The organism is Actinoplanes sp. TFC3, assembly GCF_001553785.1.
Classification (GTDB): Bacteria; Actinomycetota; Actinomycetes; order Mycobacteriales; family Micromonosporaceae; genus Actinoplanes.
Map to the genome: position 1 here is coordinate 3332477 of NZ_LOJP01000001.1, position 18770 is coordinate 3351246.

Below are 18770 nucleotides of genomic sequence, written 5' to 3' on the forward strand. Positions count from 1 at the left end.
AGCTGACCTCGTGAGAACCGGAGCAGCCGCCGGGCACCACGGCTACTTCCACGTGTCGAGTTCCTGACCGGCGATGACGTGTACACCCGCCCGGCCGCGGCCATCCGCTGGTATCGCAAACGGTTCGCCTCGTACGTGGCCGCCGGGGCCCGGCAGATCCGGGTCATCGGCGAGGTGCCGCAGCCGGAGCTGGGCGCCAGGTGGGACTGGTGGGCCCGCTACGAGTCGGCCATCAACGTCGCCTACGACGACTTCCCGCTGTGGAGCATGTGCGCGTACGACACCCGGGTCGCCTCCGAGCCGGTGCTGCGCGACGTGGCCTGCACCCACCCCCGCTTCGCCGAGCCCGGTGACCGGCACGTGGGCAACCCGGCGTTCGCGGAGCCCAGGGTGTTCCTGACCCAGGACCGGCTCCCGGTGCCCGACCCGCTGCAGGCCGGCCCGCCCACGGCCGAGCTGAGCGAACCCACCCCGGCGCAGGCCCGGCACGCGGTGCGGGCAGCCGATCAAGGACTGCGCCCCGAGGACATCAGCGACCTGGTGGTGGCGGTCAGCGAGACGGTCACCAACGCGGCCCGCCACGGCCGGTCACCGGTGCGCCTGCGCGTCTGGTCGGCACCCGACCGCATCCTGGTCACGGTCACCGACGCGGGTGCGGGTCCCAAGGACCCGGGCGCTGAACCGGCCGCGGGTGTCAGAGCGGTGGACGTACCGTGAAGGTGGTCGCGCGGGAGCCCAGGTCGACGCGGGAGCGGCGCACGGACAGTGAGCGGTCGGGGTAGTTCTTGGAGCGCAACGTGACCGTGCCGGCGGCACCCGCGGCGACCGGGCAGAAGGTGGCGTCCGCGCGGTACAGGTCCGTGCTGTCGCGCGGGTCGAGCCAGACTTCGCCGTTGCGGTGGCGCAGGTAGTAGCCCGGGTAGTTGAACGATTCGAACGAGACGCAGGCGGCGTCGGCCAGGCCGGCGCGCACGGTGAAGCGCGAGTCGGCGCGGTCGAGCGCTGAGCTGCGGCTGGCGACGCGGTCCACGCGGGCGCGGTAGTTCTGGTGACGCAGCCGGTAGCCGGGGTAGTTGGCCAATTCGAGGCTGACCGGGGTGCCGGCGGTGAACGGGCCGGACGGGGCCGGGGCGGCGGTGGTGGCCCTGGCCGGCGGCGCGGCCGGCTTGGGGGCGGTCGTGGATGGGGTCGCCGAGGGTGCCTTCGAGGGAGGCGCGGACGTCGGCGACGCCGAGGGCGAGCGGGAGGCCGATGCGGACGGTGACGATGACGCCGACCCGGAGGCCGGGATCGAAGCCGGGGCCGGGGCCGACGAGCCGGGGGCCAGGGGCAGCGCGGGCAGCGCCGGCACCGAGGGCAGCATGACGAAGCGGGGTGTCCCGGCCTGGCTCTGACGGGTGGACTCCCAGGCCACCGCGCTGGTCACCAGCAGGACTCCGAGCGCGGCACAGATGACTACCGTGCGGCGCTGGCGGGAGGCCCGCACGCCCGCGGAAGCACCGGGCGGGGGCACTTCGGTGGCGGTAGCGGCGGCGGCGAGGAAGGAATCCGGCAGCGGAGGGTGACCGGCGGGGGCCTGCGGAGGCGGGGGCACCCAACCGCCGACCCGCAGTTCGGTCGTCGGCTGATCCTCTGTGGACATGTACTTCCATTCCGTGGCGGCGGAGATGCGCCAGGAAATGATCGAGGCAAATCGCCTGAAATGCAAGAGGGGGCCCGGAACGCGGGGATGGAAGCCGCGCCCCGGACCCAGTCTTCTCCCGGTGCTACCCGTTCGGGAACAACCGGGCGTATTCGGCGTAGCCGGTGGCCACATCCACCTGCGCCCAGAAGCGGTGGTAGGTGAACGTCGGCGCCGGGCCGCCGTTGAGGTAGGCCTGCACCTTGGCCCAGTCGGGGTCGTTCTTGTAGAAGGAGCGGATGTCGAGGAACGAGACCCCCTGCTTGATGACGTCGCCGTTGGGCATCGTGCCGCTCCAGCCCGGCGGGATGTAGACGCCCTGACCGGTGGAGGCGTTGTAGGTGTCATCCATGCGGTTGTAGTCCGCCCGCGTCTCGGTGACGGACACACCCTTGGCATCCTTGTACGACCACAGCGCATCCAGCAGTCCCTTGGCCGCCGTCTTCGCCCGCGCACTTCCGCTCTTCGCCGCGTAATACGTGAGCAGCTTGGCGAAAGAACCGGCCACCCCGAGGTCCTGCCCCTTGCTGGTCACGCTGACGTGCAGGCCGGTGCTGGCCGCCGGGCTCGACGGGTTCCAGGTGGCCGGCTTGCCGCTCCAGGCCAGGTCGGACGGGATCTCAAAGCTGGTGGCGCCGATCGTGGAGTTGTCCAGCGCCCACGGCACCCACTTGTCGAGCACCGCTTCGGCCCTGGCGTCGCCGGACAGGTAGTAGTACTCGGCGAGGCGTTCCAGCGACCACGTCTGCATGCCGAACCAGCGGTTGGACGGCGGGTCCTCGTACACCGGGGCTTCCACGTAGGCCAAACCGTAGAAGGTGGGCGTGCCCGACGGCGGGGCCTGGTACGACCCGCCCCAGCTGTTGGTGGCCCCACCGGCGATGGCGCCCTCGGAGGACTGCAGCCACTGGTAGAACTCCAGTTGCCGGGTGAGGCTGGCCTGCCAGTCGGCCTTGGCAGTCGGTGATTTCGGGGTCAGGGCGGCCGAGGTGCTCAGGACGTACGCGGCCATGGGGTTCTGATAGCCGAAGTGACTCGTGCTGGAATCGATGCGCCAGGCCCAGCCCGCGGCGGTGTCGGTCGCCCCACCCCCCGCGTAGTACCAGGACATCAGCCTCTCTGCAGGGACGGGAACCGTCGCCATGGAAGCGCTCCCATGACTGTCGTGACCGTTCCTCCCGCTGTCAAGGGAGGGCGCCAAAGCCATCGATCAGCGCCTATGTTGACAGCTCAGCTCCGAGCCGGTACCCCTGAAAGGGCTCGCCGCTGTGGAAGCGCACCCACCAGCGGCCCCGACCGGGTTATTTTCGACAAATGGGATTGAACCAGCTGATCTACAGCAGCGTGAAGAGCGACGCCCTGCGCCCGGACAGCATGTTCGGCATCCGGGACCAGGCCCGGACCAACAACGCCCGGCACGACGTCACCGGCGTGCTGCTGTTCAACCGCGAGCACTTCGTGCAGTGCCTGGAGGGCGAGCGCGACGTGGTCACCCGCACCTTCTGCACCATCAGCGGCGACGACCGGCACCAGCAGGTGGCGCTGATGTCGGTGCGTGACATCGAGGAGCGCAGCTTCCCCGACTGGTCGATGGGCCTGATCGACGCCGAGTCGCCCAGCATCCGCGCCGCGGTCGGTGACATGCTGCCGTCCAGCGGCTTCGAGCCCGGCGAGCTGTCCGCCCGGACGACGATCGTCATGATGCAGCGGCTGCGGACCCTGAAGATCTCTTATTGAGTACGGAACCCGCCCGCGACTGCCGCCGCACCCTTGGCCGCCGAGGTCGTGGCCGTGTACCGGTCGCCCTTGATGGACCGCTTGGCCGCGTGGTTGTACTGCGCCGCGAACGTGTACGGCCCCGGCGCCAGCGAGTGCCCGTCCTTGAGCACGAACCGGTAGACGATCATGTCCGCGTGCTCGGTGACCGTGCAGGTCATCATCTCCGGCGGAATCGTCGTGAACTTGCCGGTGTTGCCGGCCTGCCCCGTCCTGGCGATCGTGATCGTCACGTCCAGCTCGGTGATCGGCCGGGTGGTGGTCAGCACCAGGTCGCTCTCCGACCAGTTCGGGTTGGGGTTGGTGTTCAGCGTCGCCTCGGCGCTCAGATAGCCGTCCTTGCTGCCGGGTGCTGTCTTATGGCCGGCCGGTGGGTTCTCTGGCGTGCTGGGCCGGTTGGTGGTCCCCTCTTTCGTTGCATCCGGCCCCGGAGACGAGGCCGCCGGTGACCGCGACGCCGCCCCTCGCGACGCGGAGGCGTGCACCGGTGCCGAGGCCGAGGCGGTGGGCGCTGCCGAGGTCACCGGCGCCGCTACGTGATCGGTGTCGTTGTCCCTGCCGGCCAGGCGTACGCCGGCGATGCTGATCCCCAGCACGGCCGCCACCCCGGCCGCCGCGGCGAGGGGCCGCAACCGGATCAGCGCCGGCCGGCGCTGCTCGGCGCGGGACCGGATGATGCGCTCGAGCATGGCGTCACGGTCGGGCCGGTGGTGTTCGGCTTCCTCGCGCAGCCGGGTGCGGAGGTCGCGCTCGTCCTGCTCACGCACGGCGTCCTCCTTTGCTGCCGCTCACGGTTCTGCTCACGGTTCTGCTCACGGGGAATCCGGTGGCTTCGGGCAGGTCCTGCAGGAAGGCGCTCAACTGGGCGGCACCGCGCGAGGTCTGGCTCTTCACCGCGCCCACCGAGATGCCCAGGATCTCGGCCACCTCACGCTCCGGCACGTCGAACGCGTACCGCAAAATGACGCACTCACGGCGGCGCACCGGCAACTTGGCCAGCGCGGCGCGCACGTCCAGCACCGCCGGGGTGTCCGGCTCGGCGCGGTCACGGCGCATCAGGGTCAGCCGCAGCAGGCCGCGCCGCTCCCGGGTCTGCTTCTTGATCCACTGCCGGGCCAGGTTGGTGAGGATGCCGCGAGCGTACGCCACCGGGCTGTCGGCAGCCGCCACGCGCGCCCAGTGCTTCCACACCTCGGTGAACGCGTCAGCAGCCAGGTCATCGGCGCTGCCCGCGTCCCCGGTGACCAGGTACGCCTGGCGCGACAGATCCGCGTGACACTCATCGAAGAAGCGGCGGAACGCGCGCTCGGCATCGAGATCGGTCACGCGGTCCTTCCCGGGAGACGACGCGTCTGAAGCTTCGGACCGGCTGCCCCGCTCCGGGGCACAGGAAGACCGGGGCAGCCGGAGTATGTCAGCCGAGTCGAACGGCACACTCACCGGTGTCTTGATCACAGGACATCGAACTCATCTCGCCACAGGAGTCGCCCACCAGCGGGCCGGTGGATCAGCCCGCCGGCGGGGCCGGAGGGTCAGCCCGCCTGCGGAGAGGCCGGAGGTCCGGGAACGACCTCTCCGCGGGCGAACATCTGCTCAGTGCGCCGGCGGGGGCGAAAGGTTGCTCGGGCCGTCGAGTTTTTTCAGAAACGCTGAACTCGCTACAAGCTGGGCCCGGCCGCCCCACGGGGGTAGGGCGGCCGGGCGGTCGAGCTACAGCGCGATCCGCTGACCCGGGAAGATCAGGTTCGGGTTGCTGATCGTGGAGCTGTTGAGGCGGTACAGCGCCCGCCAGCCGCCGTTCACCCCGTGGGTGTTGGCGATCTTGGCCAGGGTGTCGCCGGACTTGACCACGTAGGTCTTGCCGGTGGCCTTCACCGAGGCCGCCGCCTTGGTGCTGCTGCGGTGCGCGGTGCTGCGGCTGCTCGTCGCCTTCTTGGCCGCCGAAGACGACTTGTACGACGACGACTTGTGCGCGGAAGACGACGACTTGTGCGCAGAAGACGAGGACGAAGACGACTTACGCGACGACGAGGACGATCCGCCGGCGTTCTTGGCGGAGTACGACTTGGTCGAGCCGGCCTTCTTGCCGCAGACCGGCCACGCGCCGATGCCCTGACCGTCGAGCACCTTCTCGGCGATGCGGATCTGCTGCGAGCGGCTGGCCTTGTTGGCGGTGCTGGCGTACTTGGTGCCGCCGTACGCCGCCCACGTGCTGCGGGTGAACTGCAGGCCGCCGTAGAAGCCGTTGCCCGTGTTGATGGCCCAGTTGCCGCCGGACTCGCATTGCGCGACGGCGTCCCAGTTCACGCTGGACTTGGCCTGGGCTGCGCCACCGGAGCCGAGCAGGACGGCGCTTCCGGCCGCTCCCGCCACCATCAGCCCGAGGGCGCGCAGCGACGTACTGGTCTTGCGAACGTGATGCTTTCCCATGAAAAACGACCCTCCACGCCTGCGAGGTCAGCTGTCGGGTTCGGGCCGAGGAGCCCGGCCGCTCATGGCGGCTTCACCCCGAGGCGCGCCGTGGCGCGCCGAGGAACGTGTGGGTCCCCCGCTCCATGCCTTGAGGTTGAGGTCCCGATCCGGTCGGCGGCAGGACTCGGCGTTACCGACCGTGGGGCCCGCGTCAGCGGACCGGCCGACGTTAACCAGGTCCGGGGGGTTGTCGGCAAACTTTCACGCTGAATCGTGAGCTTCTTTACACCGATGGGATGACCCCCGGACCCCACCAAACCTCGCATTCCTCACGGTACGGCGGGCAGCGTCGGCAGCAGCGCGACACGCAGCCCGAGCCGCAACGCGGCCAAGGTCAGCGAGCTCGACCCGGCCCCGGTGTCCAGGTCGTCGGCGAACGCGGGTTCGCGCAGCCCGAAGGCGTACCATCCGCCGTCGGTGGTGGCCCCGATGACCACGTCGAAGGTGCGCAGCAGGTCGTAGGCGTCGCGCCGCAGCTGCGGGGTGAGCTCCGGCGTCGGCGCGGTGAGCAGCAGAAAGTCGCGGTGGCGGTGGACGCCGGGCACGGTGGCGCAGCGAAAAGACCGGGTCATGCCCCATCAGTGGCCGCCGGGGCCGGATCGGTTGCCCGGTTCAGGCAGAAATCCAATCGATGTGCGTGGTTACCTCGGCCAGGACGTCCGGGCGCGGTGCCACCCCCAGACCTGGCTTATCCGGTACGTCCAAATGCCCGTCAGCGAGCACAAAAGGCTCGGTCAGATCGGTGCTGAAGTAGCGCCCGGAGGCCGAGGTGTCCCCCGGCAGGGTGAAGCCCGGCAGCGCGGCGAGCGCCACATTGGCCGCGCGACCGAGCCCGGTTTCCAGCATCCCGCCGCACCACACCGGGATCCCCTGCGCCGCGCACACATCGTGAATGCGCCGTGCCTCCAAGTAACCGCCGACCCGGCCCGGCTTGATGTTCACCACCGCGCAGGCGCCCAGCGAGATCGCCGCGGCGGCCGTACGCGCCGAGGTGATCGACTCGTCCAGGCACACCGGCGTGGCGATCATCCTGGCCAGCTCGGCGTGCCCGGCCACGTCGTCCTCGTCCAGGGGCTGCTCGATCAGCAGCAGGGCGAACGGGTCCAGGCGGGCCAGGTGCCGGGCGTCGGCCAGGGTGTAGGCGGTGTTCGCGTCGACCTGAAGCAGCACCTCGTCGCCGAAGCGCTCGCGCACGGCCCGCACCGGCTCGACGTCCCAGCCCGGCTCGATCTTCAGCTTGATCCGCAGGTAGCCCTCGGCGAGGTAGCCGTCCACCGCGTCGAGCAGTTCGGGGATCGAGTCCATGATGCCCACCGACACCCCGCAGGGCACCCGGTCGTGCACCGCACCGAGTTCCCGGGCGAACGAGCGGCCCGCGGCGCGCAGCTCGGCGTCGAGGATCGCGGTCTCCAGCGCCGCCTTGGCCATCCGGTGACCCTTGAACGGGGCCAGCGCCGGTGCCACGGTGATGGCGTCGAGGCGGGGTTGCTGCAGCACCGCGGGGATCAGGAAGCGGCGCAGCACGTCCGCGGCGGCTGCGGCGTACTCCGAGGAGTAGCGCGGGTCGGCCATCGCCACGCATTCGCCCCAGCCCTCGGCGTCCTCGGTGACCACGCGCACCAGCAGCACGTCGCGCTCGGTCTCGGTGCCGAACGACGTGCGGAACGGCGCGACCAGCGGCATCGCCACGCGCCGCAACTCCACCCCGGTGAGCTTCACTGCGGCCTCCTCAGCACATATCCGGCGGCGCGGTCGAACCCGGTGACCTGCGCTCCCTCGGCCAGCAGGCCGGCCAGCACCTCGCGGACCGCGAGCCGCCACCGACGGGCGGCGGCGGGATCCGTGGTCCGCACCACCTCGATGTCCTCGGGCACCGCGACCAGCACCTGCTCTCCTGTCAGCGGGCCACGCCGAAGGTCGCGGTCCAGCGCCACGACCGCGTGCGGCCCGATGGGATCCGGCGTTCCGGGCCGCGGCGTCGCGGCCCGGGCGACGTCCCACCGCATGAGCAGCCGGTCGGACGGGTCGTCGCCGTTGATCCGATCGTGCATGGGACCGTAGAAGTCGCTGAGGTACTCCACCGGCTCGGCGCCGAGTTTCGCCAGATTGAAGTACGCGTTGCGGGCCACGAGCGGGTCGACGGTCCAGGTGATCGCGGCTGCGCCCCGGTCGCGGGCCCAGCCGAGCTGATGCTGCTTGAGGGCGTACCCGATGCTGCGCCCGATTGCCGCCCGCGCAACGCCCGTCACGTGGCTGTGCAATTCCCGCTCGCCGGGTGGGCCGAAAAACGCGACGCAGCCGCCGAGCAGCTCACCGCCGTCGTAGGCACCGGCGATGTAGTTTCCGGCCTTGGCCAGCGCCCGCAGCAGCTCGGTGCCCAGCAGCGGTACGGGCTCGCCCTGCCAGACCGCGCCGAGAACCCGGTCGACGGCCTCCAGATCGGCGATCGCGGACAGGGTACGAACCTCGATGCTCATGGCCGGACCAGCTCCTCGATCAGCCCGGCGAGCAGCGCCGCCCGCCCGGCCAGCTCGGCGACCAGGACATGCTCGTCGTCGGCGTGCGCGCCTCCGCCGACCGCGCCGAGCCCGTCCAGGGTGGGTACGCCGATGCCCGCGGTGAAGTTGCCATCCGAGCCGCCCCCGACCGCGGCGGCCGTGGGGGCGGGTAAGCCAAGTCGGTCAGCGACCCGGGTGGCCCGCTCGAACAGCGCGGCCGTGGCGTCGCGGGTCAGCGGTGGCCGGTTCGGGCCGCCGAGGATCTCCAGGCGGGCGCCGGGCAGCACCGGGCGCAGGGCGTGTACGGCGGTGTCTACCCGCTGCTGCTCGGCGGTGTCGCGCACGCGCACGTCGACGGCCACCTCTCCGGCGGCCGGTACGGTGTTCTCCGAGCTGCCCGCGCTGAGCAGGGTCGGGGTGACAGTCGTGCCCCGCCCCGGGGCGTTCAACGCGGCGAGGGCCAGCACCTGGTGGGCGAGTTCGATGGTTGCGTTGGTGCCGCGCTCGGGTTCCAGGCCGGCGTGCGCGGCGCGCCCGTGTGCCCGTACCCGATATCGTGAGACGCCTTTGCGTTCTGTCTTGAGCGCGCCCCCGGCGGCGGCCGCCTCCAGCACCAGCGCGGCCACGCACCCGGCGGCTTCCTTCTCGATCAACGCCCGCGAGGTCGGCGAGCCGAGCTCCTCGTCGCAGGTGATCAGCAGCGTCACCCCGGCCGGCGCATGCAGGTGGTGCACGGCGTACAGGGCGAGCACCAGCCCGGCCTTCATGTCCACGCAGCCAGGCCCGCGCAGCACGCCGTCGCGCACCGAGTACGGATGTGAGGCCAGGGATCCGAGCGGCCACACCGTGTCGTGATGGCCGAGCAGCAGCACCTTCGCCGGCCCCTCACCCAGCCGCCAGCGCAGGTGTACCCGCCCCTCGGCCTCGACCCGGTCGGGCGCCACGCCCAGCAGCCGGGTGCCCAGCTCGGCGACGACCTCGGTGCTCGCGGCCAGCGCGGCACGATCGGTGGACGGCGACTCGCAGGTGACAAGGCGTTCGATATCGGTCAGCATCGCCGGCAGCCTCGCCGAGAGCCGGGCCGCCATCGACGGTGCTCCGTCACCGGAGTTCATACCCGGTCATCCTACGGGCGATTCACGCGATAGTGTGCACCTCCGTGAGCAGGCCCCTGCGCCCCGGTGACCCACGCGAGCTGGGCGGTTACCGGCTGCTGTCACGCCTGGGCGAGGGCGGCATGGGCTCGGTCTATCTCGGGCGCAACGCGGCCGGCACGCTGGCCGCGATCAAGGTCATCCGCCCCGAGTACGCCGCCGACGACGAGTTTCGCGGCCGCTTCCGCAGCGAGGTCAACCGGGCCCGGCAAGTGCCGCCGTTCTGCACCGCCGCCGTGCTGGACGCCGACCCCGGGCACGAGACGCCCTACCTGGTGGTCGAGTACGTCGACGGGCCCGACCTGGGTCAGGTCATCGGTGAGAGCGGCCCGCTGACCGGCGGCAACCTGCACAGCGTGGCGGTCGGCGTGGCCACCGCTATCGCCGCGATCCACGGCGCCGGGGTCATCCACCGCGACCTCAAACCGGCGAACGTGCTGTTCGCGCTGGGTGCGCCGAAGGTCATCGACTTCGGGATCGCCCGGGCGATGGAGCTGACCAGCAAGCACACCCGCACCGATCAGATGGTCGGCACGGTGGCCTACATGGCGCCGGAACGCTTCGACTCCGACAGCAGCGCCACCGGCCCGGCCGCGGACGTGTTCGCCTGGGGTGCGGTGGTCACGTATGCGGGCACCGGCCGTACCCCGTTCGCCGGGGACACCCCCGCGGTGACCGCGGCGAAGATCCTCACCCAGCCACCCAACCTGGACGGGCTGCCCGATCCGCTGCGCACCGTGGTGGCCCGCTCGCTGGCCAAGGACCCGCGGGAGCGCCCGACCGCGCACGAGCTGCTCGACATGCTGCTGTCCGACGGCTCCACCGAGGCCCGCACCCTGGCCCGCAGCCCCGAGCTGCGCAAGGCCGCCGACGCTGTGCGCCGCAACCGTCCCCGGCCGGGCCGCCGGCGGGTGGCGTTCGCCGCCGCGCTGACCGTTGCCGCCGCGGCCGGTGGCGTCATCCTCGCCCTGAACCGCGGCGGCGATCCCCCGGCGGCGCAGCCGCTGCTCACGATCGCTGCCCCGGCGCCCCGCCAGGTCCGGGGACTGTCGGTGATCGACCCGCTGGACCGGCCCGGCCAGTGGCGCGCCCGCAGCGGCGACGACGGCGCTGCCTGCACGTTCACCGGCGGCGCTCTGCAGATGAGCACCGGCGACGGCGGCTCGTTCGACTGTCCCGGCCCGACCGACACTTTCGCCGGTGATCAGCGCATCGCCGCCGACATCACCGTGCTCGCCGCGGGTAGCTGCGCGCTGATCGGGTTCCGGCGCAACGGCTCCAGCGGCTACCTGCTGTCGGCCTGCCCCACCGGCGTCGAACTGGCGCTGGAGAACGATGGCGACAAGACCACGCTCACCTCGGTGGCCGGCGGCGACTTCCAACCCGGCAGCAGGCACCGTCTGCAGATCGACCTGCGCGGCGCCACGGCCACGGTGTCGCTCGACGGCAATCCCGCCTTCCAGGCTCCGATCACCGACTCCACACTGGTCGCCGGTCAGGTCAGTTTCGGCGTGGAGCGCGACCCCGACCTCGGCCCTGGCAAGGTGTCCTTCGCGGCGGCGGAGATCTTGTCCCTCTGAATGATCCAATGTGGTCATCCGCGCGTATTGTGTCGCATCGGACCCGAGGTTGCGGAGATTCACATGGCGGACAGCACCGACGATGCGCCCCCGGACCCGGTGCTGGTCCGGCCGTACATCACCACCGAACCGGGCACGGCCGCCTGGCCGCGCAGCGCCACGCTTCCCCCGGAGGAGGCCACCGCTTCCCTGCCCGTCGTCGCGCCCGCGCCGCCGCCATCCGAGAGCCCCGGTGGTCCCTCGCCGCTGCGCCAGCGCCTGCTGGTCCTGTCCGGCATCGTGATCCTCGCCCTCGGCGCCGCCGGTGTCCTGCTGCTCACCACGCACGACGACAAACCCTCACGAGCGACAATGCCAGGGACCGATTTCTCGTACGTTCCCACGAGCGCGACGATCACCCCCGGCATCGCCATCAGCCGGGCCTCAGCCGCGGCCCCCGCCTCGGCCCCGGCCTCGCGCCCCTCGCAGCGCAGCACCGCGTCCCGTCAGCCCGGCGCCTCCGGCCAACCGGCGGGCACCCCGAGCGCGGGCTACGCCGTCCCGCCACCGCCCAGCGCGGCTCCCACCTCGGTGGCCCCGGCCGACCCGACGCAGGCCCCGCCCCCGGCCAGCGCCCTCACCGGCCCGATCACCTCCGGCAGCGACCGGTGCCTGGCGCTGGGTGGCCTGCTGGGCGTCGACGGCACCCCGATCATCACGTCGGGCTGCAGCGGCGTCAGCTACCAGAGCTTCACGCTGGCCACCGACGGCACGCTGCGGGTCGCCGGGCACTGCACCCAGGCCACCGGCGACGCCACCGTGCGCTCGGTGGGCTGCGACGACCGCGCGAGCGCGCAGTGGCGGCGGGGGCCGGGTGGCACGCTGGTCAACCAGGCCGGCGGGCTGTGCCTGACCGACCCCGGATCCTCGGGCGCCACGGTCAGGGTCAGCGCGTGCACCGGCGCCGCCGATCAGGTGTGGTCGCTCACGTGATGACGGGCCGGATGGCGGCCAGCTCGGGGTGCGGGGCCGGGATGCGCCCACTGGCCCATTCCACGAAGTCGAGGACCGGCACGGCGCACGCGGAGAAGTGGGCGTACCGGTCAGTTATGTGCACCTGCTGGTCCACGCGCTCGGCCAGATGCTGCGCGCAGACCCCGACCGCCGCCGGCTCCACCCACGCATGCGGGTGGGCCAGCACCGCGTGGGCCAGGTCCGTGCCGTGCACGACACCCTCGACACACCGGGTGACCAGGAATTCTTCCAAGGTGACGTTGCCCAGCCGGACCGCCACGAGCCGGGTGTCCGGCACCCCGGCCAGCGCCTTCCCGGCCGCCTCCACCGCCTCGCGCAGGCCTTCCGCCGACGCCGTCTCCCCCGCCGCCCGGTCCCGGATGGCCGCGGCAACCTTGGCCGACTCGTCGTAGTAGCCGGCCAGCGACACCGATCGGGACTCCGGCGCGGGCCGCCGCAACGCCGAGGTCACCGCCATGACGTTGCGCACCACGTGGGCCAGCAGGTTGCGCACCCGCCACGGCTCCAACCGGGTCGGCTGTTGCAGATCCGGCGGTTCCAGCCCCGTTGCACGTGCCACCAGCAGGTCCCACTGCGCCACAGCCGCCTCACGGACATCCATGGGTTTCACTTTAAGCGCAACCCGTTCGGGCTCAACCCGTGCGCCCGTTCGCGTACACCACCCGAAAGCCCAGGTGCTCGGCCAGGGCCGCCCACCGCCCGGAGCGCACCAGCCGTTCGACGCTGTCGATGCGCCCCCCGTTGACCAGCGCGTTGAGCACCACCGTCTCGAAGGCCGCCGACTCCACCCAGTCGATCGCCTTGGTGAACCCGCACAGCATCGCCGCCTTGGTCTCGTGCAGGAACTCCTTGAGCACCCGATCCGAGGCGCGCAGCACCGAGCAGCTGCCGAAGTACAGGCTGCGCCCGCCGCAGCGCCCGGACATCCAGGCCGCGATCTCGTCCAGCTCGACCGTGGTCCTGGCGGTCAGGCACAGCTGCGACGGCTGGCCGTGCAACGCGAAGAACCCCACCTTGTAGTCCTGGTACTTGCGCGACAGCCAGGTGTCGAGGTAGTAGTGCAGCTCCTCGGTGGTGGCCGTGTCGCGGTGGATGAACCGGATCGATCCGAGGCGTTCGAGCAGCTCAAGGGTGGGCAGCACGGATCCCCGCTCGGTCAGGTCGTCCTCCCACTGGCCCTCGACGCAGAACACTCCCCCGGGCTTGCGCACCTGACCTCCTAAGCCGCCTCAGCGCCCGACGCTAGCTCACCGGGAGCGCCGGGATGATCCCCGACACCACAAGGCCGACGAAGCTCACAAAGGCGGGCACGGTGCGGGCGGGTCCGGGCGCAGTAGCCTGGGAGCATGGTGGAGATCGACTTCGAGCCCCCGGCTGCGGTGGAGGACTCTCCCGAAGTTCCGGAGGTCACGCCCGCCGAGCCGCTCAAGGGGCTCATCGTGCTCGGATCCGGGGACGCCGACGCGTGCTCGGATGGCAACTGTTTCTGAGAGGAACAAGTTCGTGCTGGTCGAGATCTGGTCCGACGTCGTCTGCCCGTGGTGCTACATCGGCAAGCGGCGCCTGGAGACCGCGCTGACGTCGTTCGAGCACGCCGCCGACGTCGAGATCGTGTGGCGCAGCTTCCAGCTGGACCCGCGCACCCCCAAGAACAGCTACGAGCCGGTGTACGACGCCCTGGCCAAGAAGTTCGGTGGCTCGAAGGACCAGGTCAAGCAGATGACCGCCCAGGTGGCCGAGCTGGCCGAAGCGGAGGGCTTGCACTACGACTTCGCCAACGCGGTCAGCTTCAACACCTTCGACGCCCACCGCCTGCTGCACCTGGCCAAGAAGCACGGGGCCGGCGGGGAGGCGCATGAACGCCTGATGCGCGCCAACCTGATCGAGGGCGCCCGCATGGACACCGGCACCCTGGTCAAGCTGGCCGAGGAGGTGGGCGTACCCGGCGACGAGGCCCGCCACGTCCTGGACACCGACGAGTACACCGCCGACGTCAACGCGGACATCCGCCAGGCCCAGGAGTACGGGGCAACCGGCGTACCCTTCTTCGTCCTCGACCGTGCATACGGCGTGTCCGGTGCCCAGCCCGCCGAGGTTTTCCTGCAGGCCCTGACCACCGCCCACAAGGCCGGCGCCTGACCGGCACCGGCATCCCCGCCGTGCCCGTCGCTTCTGGACCATGGGTGAGGATGGACCCATGAAATGGACTATGATGGGAACGGCCCTCGCCTGCGCGAACCCGCCCGCGGCGGCCGCCTGGTTCACCGAGCACCTCGGTTTCGTCGTCGGCGCCGACCTCGGCTGGTACGTCACCACCCAGCACCCCGCGCACCCCGATCTGAGCCTCGACTTCATCGAGCGCAATCACGAGTCGTGGCCGGCCGTCACCCGCGGTACGACAGTGGCCGGCACGCTGCTGGCCTTCATCGTCGAGGATGTCGACGCCGAGCACGAGCGGCTCAGCGCGGCCGGGGTGAGCGTGGTGATGCCGCTGGTCTCCGAGCCCTGGGGGCAGCGCCGTTTCCAGGTCGCCGGCCCCGACGGCGTGCTGGTCGAGCTGTTGCAGCGGATCGCGCCCGACCCCGAGTGGCTGGCCGCCAACGGCCTGGGCTGAGTTCTGCTGAACCGTCACCCACGACGTGGTGACCGGGCCGGAGGCCGATCAGCAGCGCAGCCTTACCGGCCCGTGCACCACGTCGTCGATCACGAACCGCCCCCACCCGTCCAGCCGCACCCCGGTCTCGCGGCGAAGGAGTACGGCCGGTCAGCGGTAACGGGCCAGAAAGCCACCCGCGAGGTCGGCGAACTCGTCGGCGCGTTCGATCTGCGGCATGTGGCCGGTGCCGGGGAACAGGTGCTGCTCGGCTTCGGGGAACGCCGCGCACGCGGCAGTGAGGTGCGCCGAGGGCAGGATCAGGTCGCGTTCACCCCAGATGATCAGGGTCGGGCGGTTGTGCCGGGAGACGTCGGCCAGCAAGGTACGACGCCAAGCCGGCCGTACCCCGCGGAAGGTGCCCAGCGCCTTTGCCGTCTCCAGGTACACCGCCACGAAGTCCGGCCGGGCGAACGCCTTCATCGCGAACTCGATGCGCGCCGGTGTCGCGTGCGCCGGGTCGTGGAACAGGCTGCGCTCCACCTGTTTCATCGTTCGCTCGTCCATCCTGGTCAGCAGCCGCCGGCCCAGCACCGGGATCGCCAGCGCTCGCAGGGTGTAGATCACCTCGCGGCCGAATCCCGCGCTGCCTACCAGGGTCAGCGTGCGCACCCGGTCCGGGGCGCCGGCCAGCAGCCGCATCGCCACCGCGCCGCCCAGCGAGTTGCCCATCACGTGCAGGGGCCGGTGCTCGCCGAGCACGTCCACCGTGGCCAGCGCGCTGCTGGCGAACGACTCCAGCGACGCCCGTTCCGGCATGCGACCGGACAACCCGAAGCCCGGCAGGTCGACGCTGATCACGCGGTAGGTGCCGGAGAGCCGTTCGTGCGTTGCGTCCCAGTCCTCCAGGCTGCGGCCGATACCGTGCAACAACAGCACGGGCGGGTGTGCCGGGTCGCCGGTGTCGTGCACGCGGACGGTGCTTCCTCGTACCGTCAAGGTTTTGATCATCGTGACGCCCGAGCCGCGGCCGCCGCCGTGAGCTTGCCCAGCACGCGCAGGTGCAAGACCGGCATCAGGCGGGCCAGCACGTCGGGGACCCTGGCGCTCGGTGCGATGAGAACTCGCCCGCGGCGCCGGTGACTACGGCGGTGCGGCCGGCGAATCGGAAGGGGTGGAGGCGGGTCATCGGGTTTCTCCGGGTGCCGTGGAAGCAGCCGGTGCAGACCTGCAAGCAGCCGGCGACGCGTTGGAAGCACCAGACGCGGATGAGCTGTCTTCTTGCGGCGGGCCGAAATATGTGGAGCCTCGACCGAAAGTCATGTCGCGGGTTACGTCGGCGCGGGGGGTGCGTACGACGTCGATCAGGTAGTTCTGACGCACTCGCCACGGGTCGGTGGTGCCTTGGGCCGGGAACTTGTCGAGGGCTCGCTGCACGTAGCCGGAGGACAGGTCGAGCAGCGGGCGGCGTTCACCGGCGGCTTCGTTGGGGACGGCCCAGGTGTAGCCGTGTTTGGCCAGGTAGCCGAGCAACTTGGCGACGTACCGGTGCGAAAGGTCTGCGCGAAGCGTCCAGGAGGCGTTTGTGTAGCCGATGCAGAAGGCGAAGTTGGGTACGCCGCCGAGCATCAGGCCGCGGTACGTCATCGAGTGACCCGGTTCGATCTTGAGACCCTTTACTGTCAGGGTCATGCCGCCGACGGCGAGCAGGTCGAGGCCGGTGGCGCTGACCACCACGTCCGCCTCGAGCACGCGGCCGCCGGTGAGCCGGATGCCCTCGGGGACGAACCGGTCGATGGTCGCGGTCGCCACGGAGGCGTTGCCATCGTTGATCGCTTTGAACAGGTCGCCACGCGGTACCACGCACAGCCGTTGGTCCCAGGGTTCGTAACTGGGAGTGAAATGCTCGGCGAAGTACGCCGGGTCGTCGAGGAAGTGCAGCGCCAGGCGCCGCAGCAGCGACTTGACCCGGTCCGGGCGGCGCCGCGCCAACTGGTAGAAGCCCTGCGTGACCAGGACGTTCTTTGTTCGTACCACTTTATGGGCCAGACCTGGTGGCAACCGCTTGCGGGCCTGATCGGCAAAAGCGTCACGGTCTGGAAGAACTGTCAGGTACGTGGGTGAGCGCTGCAGCATCGTGACGTGCTCCGCCGTCGCGGCCAGCGCAGGAACCAGCGTCACCGCGGTCGCACCGCTGCCGATGACCACCACACGTTTACCGGTCGTGTCGAGGTCCTCGGGCCAGAACTGCGGGTGGACGAGGCGCCCCGCAAAGTCACCGAGGCCGGGAAAGTCGGGCTGATAGCCGGCTTCGTAGTTGTAATAACCCGCACACGCGTACAAGAAATTGCAGGTCAGTGTTCCTTTTTCGGTTTCGACCGTCCAGCGGGAGCCGTCCCAGTTCGCCGCCACCGCGCGGGTGCCGAAGCGGATGTGCGGCAGGATGCCACCCTCGACCGCCGTGTCGCGGAGGTAGCTGAGGATCGACTCGCCCGAGGCCATCGACTGCTCGCCGCGCCACGGCCGGAACGGGTAGCTGAGCGTGAACATGTCCGAGTCGGAGCGCACCCCGGGATATCGGAAAAGGTCCCATGTGCCGCCGAGATCGTCACGGCTCTCCAGAATCGCGTACGAGGTGCCGGGCCGCAGTTGCTGCAGCCGCCAGGCCGCGCCGATGCCGGACATCCCAGCGCCGATGATGAGCACGTCGAAGTGGTCCGCCATACCGCCAGTGAACTCCAGATACCGTCCCAATACTTGCCCCCACGCGACACGAATTTATCTTCGCGCGACATTGGGGCGAAGGCGGCGCGACAGCGACGGTGGCGCAGCGGCAAGGGTGAGCGGGCAAGGGTGACAGGTGAACAGGACGGCAAGGCCGGCCCATCAGCGACGGCAGCAAGTCCAAAGGACGCAGGCACGGCCGGGGTGATCGGTGGCTTCGCTATCGTCGGCTGGCATGGAGCCCATGGTCCGTGCCGCCGGTCTGCGGGGGCTGCCGGCTCTGCTCGACCGGCTCGGCGGTGACGGATCGGCGATGCTCGCGCGTTTCGGCGTACCCCCGGCTGCTCTTGATTCTGACGACGAGCTGATTCCCGCAGTGACCGCGGGTCGCCTGCTCGAGGCCGCCGCCGCCGATCGTGACCGCGGTGACCTGGGACTACGCCTGGCGGGGCTGCAGAACGCGTCGGTACTTGGGCCGCTTGCACTGGCGATCGAGAATGCGGCCACGCTGGGTGAGGCGCTGGAGACGACGCGCCGCTTCCTGTTCGTGCACAGTCCCACATTGACCGTCGCCCAGATTCCCGATCCGTCGGGGCGTCCCGGCGTGGTGGGTCTGCTTTATCGCGGTACGGCCGCGCCGTTGCCGCCGCAGGTAGCCGACCTGGGGCTCGGCCTCATCCACCGCACCGTGCTGCTGCTGCACGACGGCCCGTACGGTCTGCGCTCGGTGCACCTGCCGCATGCCCCGCTCGCCGCGCCCGGCGCGTACACCGCGTTCTTCGGCACCGAGGTGCGCTTCCGCCGTCCCGACGCGGTGCTGCGCGTACCCGGCGGCCTGCTCGCCACCGCGGTTCCGGGCGGCAACCAGCTCCTGCGCGACTTGGCCCTCGACTATCTGACCAGCCACTTCCCCGAGCCAGGGCAGAGCGTTGCCGACCGGGTACGTCTGCTGCTCGCCCAAGCGCTGGGCACCTCACCGGCCGGCGTCACCGCCATCGCCCGCCGCCTGCGAACTCACCCCCGCACCCTGCAACGCCGGCTGGCCGCTGAGCAGACCACGTTCGAAGCCCTGCTCGACGACGTCCGCCGAGCCGCCGCGCACCGGCTCATCACCGGGACGCCGCTGCCGTTCACCCAGATCACCGCCATGATCGGCCTCGCCGAACAGTCGGCGCTGAGCCGGGCAGTACGCCGCTGGTTCGGTGTGACGCCCCGGCAACTGCGCTCTTCCGGGACCGCCACGCCGCAGCGGACGCCGTGAACGCCGCCGAGCAGCCA

General features: G+C 70.8%; 20 protein-coding genes, 1 pseudogene and 1 riboswitch. Of the genes and pseudogenes, 8 read left to right on the forward strand and 13 right to left on the reverse strand.

Annotated elements, in window-relative coordinates; genetic code table 11:
- Positions 1–78 precede the first annotated feature (78 nt).
- Positions 79–717, forward strand: a complete 639-nt coding sequence (locus TFC3_RS14945; RefSeq protein WP_236718132.1) for a sensor histidine kinase — start codon at positions 79–81, stop codon at positions 715–717.
- Here the strand turns inward: TFC3_RS14945 and TFC3_RS38745 are convergent.
- The gene (locus tag TFC3_RS38745) at positions 695–1642 is read right to left on the reverse strand and encodes an AbfB domain-containing protein (RefSeq protein ID WP_201787165.1); all 948 of its coding nucleotides are present in this window, start codon (positions 1640–1642) and stop codon (positions 695–697) included. The two genes, TFC3_RS14945 and TFC3_RS38745, sit on opposite strands and share 23 nt — an antisense overlap.
- A 124-nt stretch (positions 1643–1766) precedes the next feature.
- Positions 1767–2804 (reverse strand): annotated as a pseudogene (locus TFC3_RS14960) (glycoside hydrolase family 48 protein); the annotation flags it as partial.
- A gap of 191 nt (positions 2805–2995) precedes the next feature.
- On the opposite strand from TFC3_RS14960, the gene TFC3_RS14965 reads away from it, so the two are divergent.
- Positions 2996–3418, forward strand: coding sequence for a BLUF domain-containing protein (locus tag TFC3_RS14965; protein ID WP_067500138.1), 423 nt, complete (start codon positions 2996–2998; stop codon positions 3416–3418).
- On the opposite strand, the gene TFC3_RS14970 is transcribed toward TFC3_RS14965, so the two are convergent.
- The 7 genes from TFC3_RS14970 to TFC3_RS15000 form a co-directional block, all read right to left on the reverse strand.
- Positions 3412–4224: a hypothetical protein gene (locus tag TFC3_RS14970; protein ID WP_067500140.1), complete on the reverse strand. Its 813-nt coding sequence runs from the start codon at positions 4222–4224 to the stop codon at positions 3412–3414. The genes TFC3_RS14965 and TFC3_RS14970 overlap by 7 nt on opposite strands.
- A complete protein-coding gene (locus TFC3_RS14975; protein ID WP_082772065.1) occupies positions 4217–4783 on the reverse strand; it encodes a SigE family RNA polymerase sigma factor in 567 nt (188 codons plus the stop codon). Before TFC3_RS14975 ends, TFC3_RS14970 begins: the two co-directional genes overlap by 8 nt.
- Positions 4784–5167: 384 nt before the next feature.
- Positions 5168–5887: a transglycosylase family protein gene (locus TFC3_RS14980; protein WP_067500142.1), complete on the reverse strand. Its 720-nt coding sequence runs from the start codon at positions 5885–5887 to the stop codon at positions 5168–5170.
- 1 nt (position 5888) lies between these two features.
- A riboswitch (cyclic di-AMP (ydaO/yuaA leader) is annotated at positions 5889–6069 on the reverse strand.
- Between the two features lie 129 nt (positions 6070–6198).
- Positions 6199–6501 carry a DUF2064 domain-containing protein gene (locus TFC3_RS14985; RefSeq protein ID WP_067500144.1) on the reverse strand — a complete coding sequence of 101 codons (303 nt, stop codon included), beginning with the start codon at positions 6499–6501 and terminating at the stop codon, positions 6199–6201.
- A gap of 40 nt (positions 6502–6541) precedes the next feature.
- Positions 6542–7648, reverse strand: a complete 1107-nt coding sequence (gene menC / locus TFC3_RS14990; RefSeq protein ID WP_067500146.1) for an o-succinylbenzoate synthase — start codon at positions 7646–7648, stop codon at positions 6542–6544.
- Positions 7645–8406, reverse strand: a complete 762-nt coding sequence (locus tag TFC3_RS14995) for a GNAT family N-acetyltransferase (RefSeq protein WP_067500148.1) — start codon at positions 8404–8406, stop codon at positions 7645–7647. The genes menC and TFC3_RS14995 overlap by 4 nt, the downstream gene beginning before the upstream one ends.
- Positions 8403–9542, reverse strand: coding sequence for a M20 family metallopeptidase (locus tag TFC3_RS15000; RefSeq protein ID WP_236718133.1), 1140 nt, complete (start codon positions 9540–9542; stop codon positions 8403–8405). Before TFC3_RS15000 ends, TFC3_RS14995 begins: the two co-directional genes overlap by 4 nt.
- A 44-nt stretch (positions 9543–9586) precedes the next feature.
- Between TFC3_RS15000 and TFC3_RS37080 the strand changes: the two genes are divergently transcribed.
- Both TFC3_RS37080 and TFC3_RS15010 read left to right on the forward strand, forming a co-directional pair.
- Positions 9587–11161, forward strand: a complete 1575-nt coding sequence (locus TFC3_RS37080; RefSeq protein WP_153040237.1) for a serine/threonine-protein kinase — start codon at positions 9587–9589, stop codon at positions 11159–11161.
- Between the two features lie 63 nt (positions 11162–11224).
- Positions 11225–12133, forward strand: coding sequence for an RICIN domain-containing protein (locus TFC3_RS15010; protein ID WP_067500151.1), 909 nt, complete (start codon positions 11225–11227; stop codon positions 12131–12133).
- On the opposite strand, the gene TFC3_RS15015 is transcribed toward TFC3_RS15010, so the two are convergent.
- Together TFC3_RS15015 and TFC3_RS15020 are read right to left on the reverse strand one after the other, a co-directional pair.
- Positions 12126–12776 (reverse strand): maleylpyruvate isomerase N-terminal domain-containing protein, encoded by a 651-nt coding sequence (locus TFC3_RS15015; protein ID WP_067500152.1) that lies wholly within the window; start codon positions 12774–12776, stop codon positions 12126–12128. The two genes, TFC3_RS15010 and TFC3_RS15015, sit on opposite strands and share 8 nt — an antisense overlap.
- A gap of 31 nt (positions 12777–12807) precedes the next feature.
- On the reverse strand, positions 12808–13386 hold the full coding sequence (locus tag TFC3_RS15020; RefSeq protein ID WP_067500154.1) for a DUF6642 family protein: 579 nt from the start codon (positions 13384–13386) through the stop codon (positions 12808–12810).
- Positions 13387–13521: 135 nt separating this feature from the next.
- Between TFC3_RS15020 and TFC3_RS37995 the strand changes: the two genes are divergently transcribed.
- The 3 genes from TFC3_RS37995 to TFC3_RS15030 are packed head-to-tail and all read left to right on the forward strand — an operon-like array spanning position 13522 to position 14789.
- Positions 13522–13665, forward strand: coding sequence for a hypothetical protein (locus TFC3_RS37995; protein WP_161952596.1), 144 nt, complete (start codon positions 13522–13524; stop codon positions 13663–13665).
- A complete protein-coding gene (locus TFC3_RS15025; RefSeq protein WP_236718134.1) occupies positions 13649–14314 on the forward strand; it encodes a DsbA family oxidoreductase in 666 nt (221 codons plus the stop codon). Before TFC3_RS37995 ends, TFC3_RS15025 begins: the two co-directional genes overlap by 17 nt.
- 58 nt (positions 14315–14372) lie before the next feature.
- Positions 14373–14789 carry a VOC family protein gene (locus TFC3_RS15030; protein ID WP_067500158.1) on the forward strand — a complete coding sequence of 139 codons (417 nt, stop codon included), beginning with the start codon at positions 14373–14375 and terminating at the stop codon, positions 14787–14789.
- Positions 14790–14939: 150 nt separating this feature from the next.
- Here TFC3_RS15030 and TFC3_RS15035 read toward each other — a convergent pair whose 3' ends face one another.
- Positions 14940–15779 (reverse strand): alpha/beta fold hydrolase, encoded by an 840-nt coding sequence (locus TFC3_RS15035; protein ID WP_067500159.1) that lies wholly within the window; start codon positions 15777–15779, stop codon positions 14940–14942.
- Between the two features lie 174 nt (positions 15780–15953).
- Positions 15954–17492, reverse strand: a complete 1539-nt coding sequence (locus tag TFC3_RS15040; RefSeq protein WP_067500161.1) for an NAD(P)/FAD-dependent oxidoreductase — start codon at positions 17490–17492, stop codon at positions 15954–15956.
- A gap of 235 nt (positions 17493–17727) precedes the next feature.
- On the opposite strand from TFC3_RS15040, the gene TFC3_RS15045 reads away from it, so the two are divergent.
- Positions 17728–18753, forward strand: coding sequence for an AraC family transcriptional regulator (locus TFC3_RS15045; RefSeq protein WP_067500163.1), 1026 nt, complete (start codon positions 17728–17730; stop codon positions 18751–18753).
- The last annotated feature ends 17 nt before the right edge of the window (positions 18754–18770 follow it).

Bases quoted from the DNA above. Each gene is read 5' to 3' on its own strand.
- TFC3_RS15035 (WP_067500159.1), bottom strand. From the start codon at position 15,779: ATGATCAAAACCTTGACGGTACGAGGAAGCACCGTCCGCGTGCACGAC.
- TFC3_RS15025 (WP_236718134.1), top strand. From the start codon at position 13,649: ATGGCAACTGTTTCTGAGAGGAACAAGTTCGTGCTGGTCGAGATCTGG.
- TFC3_RS14965 (WP_067500138.1), top strand. From the start codon at position 2,996: ATGGGATTGAACCAGCTGATCTACAGCAGCGTGAAGAGCGACGCCCTG.
- TFC3_RS15015 (WP_067500152.1), bottom strand. From the start codon at position 12,776: ATGGATGTCCGTGAGGCGGCTGTGGCGCAGTGGGACCTGCTGGTGGCA.
- TFC3_RS14995 (WP_067500148.1), bottom strand. From the start codon at position 8,406: ATGAGCATCGAGGTTCGTACCCTGTCCGCGATCGCCGATCTGGAGGCC.
- TFC3_RS14980 (WP_067500142.1), bottom strand. From the start codon at position 5,887: ATGGGAAAGCATCACGTTCGCAAGACCAGTACGTCGCTGCGCGCCCTC.
- TFC3_RS14985 (WP_067500144.1), bottom strand. From the start codon at position 6,501: ATGACCCGGTCTTTTCGCTGCGCCACCGTGCCCGGCGTCCACCGCCAC.
- TFC3_RS15045 (WP_067500163.1), top strand. From the start codon at position 17,728: ATGGAGCCCATGGTCCGTGCCGCCGGTCTGCGGGGGCTGCCGGCTCTG.
- TFC3_RS15030 (WP_067500158.1), top strand. From the start codon at position 14,373: ATGAAATGGACTATGATGGGAACGGCCCTCGCCTGCGCGAACCCGCCC.
- TFC3_RS15040 (WP_067500161.1), bottom strand. From the start codon at position 17,492: ATGGCGGACCACTTCGACGTGCTCATCATCGGCGCTGGGATGTCCGGC.
- TFC3_RS37995 (WP_161952596.1), top strand. From the start codon at position 13,522: ATGGTGGAGATCGACTTCGAGCCCCCGGCTGCGGTGGAGGACTCTCCC.
- TFC3_RS38745 (WP_201787165.1), bottom strand. From the start codon at position 1,642: ATGTCCACAGAGGATCAGCCGACGACCGAACTGCGGGTCGGCGGTTGG.
- TFC3_RS15010 (WP_067500151.1), top strand. From the start codon at position 11,225: ATGGCGGACAGCACCGACGATGCGCCCCCGGACCCGGTGCTGGTCCGG.
- TFC3_RS15000 (WP_236718133.1), bottom strand. From the start codon at position 9,542: ATGAACTCCGGTGACGGAGCACCGTCGATGGCGGCCCGGCTCTCGGCG.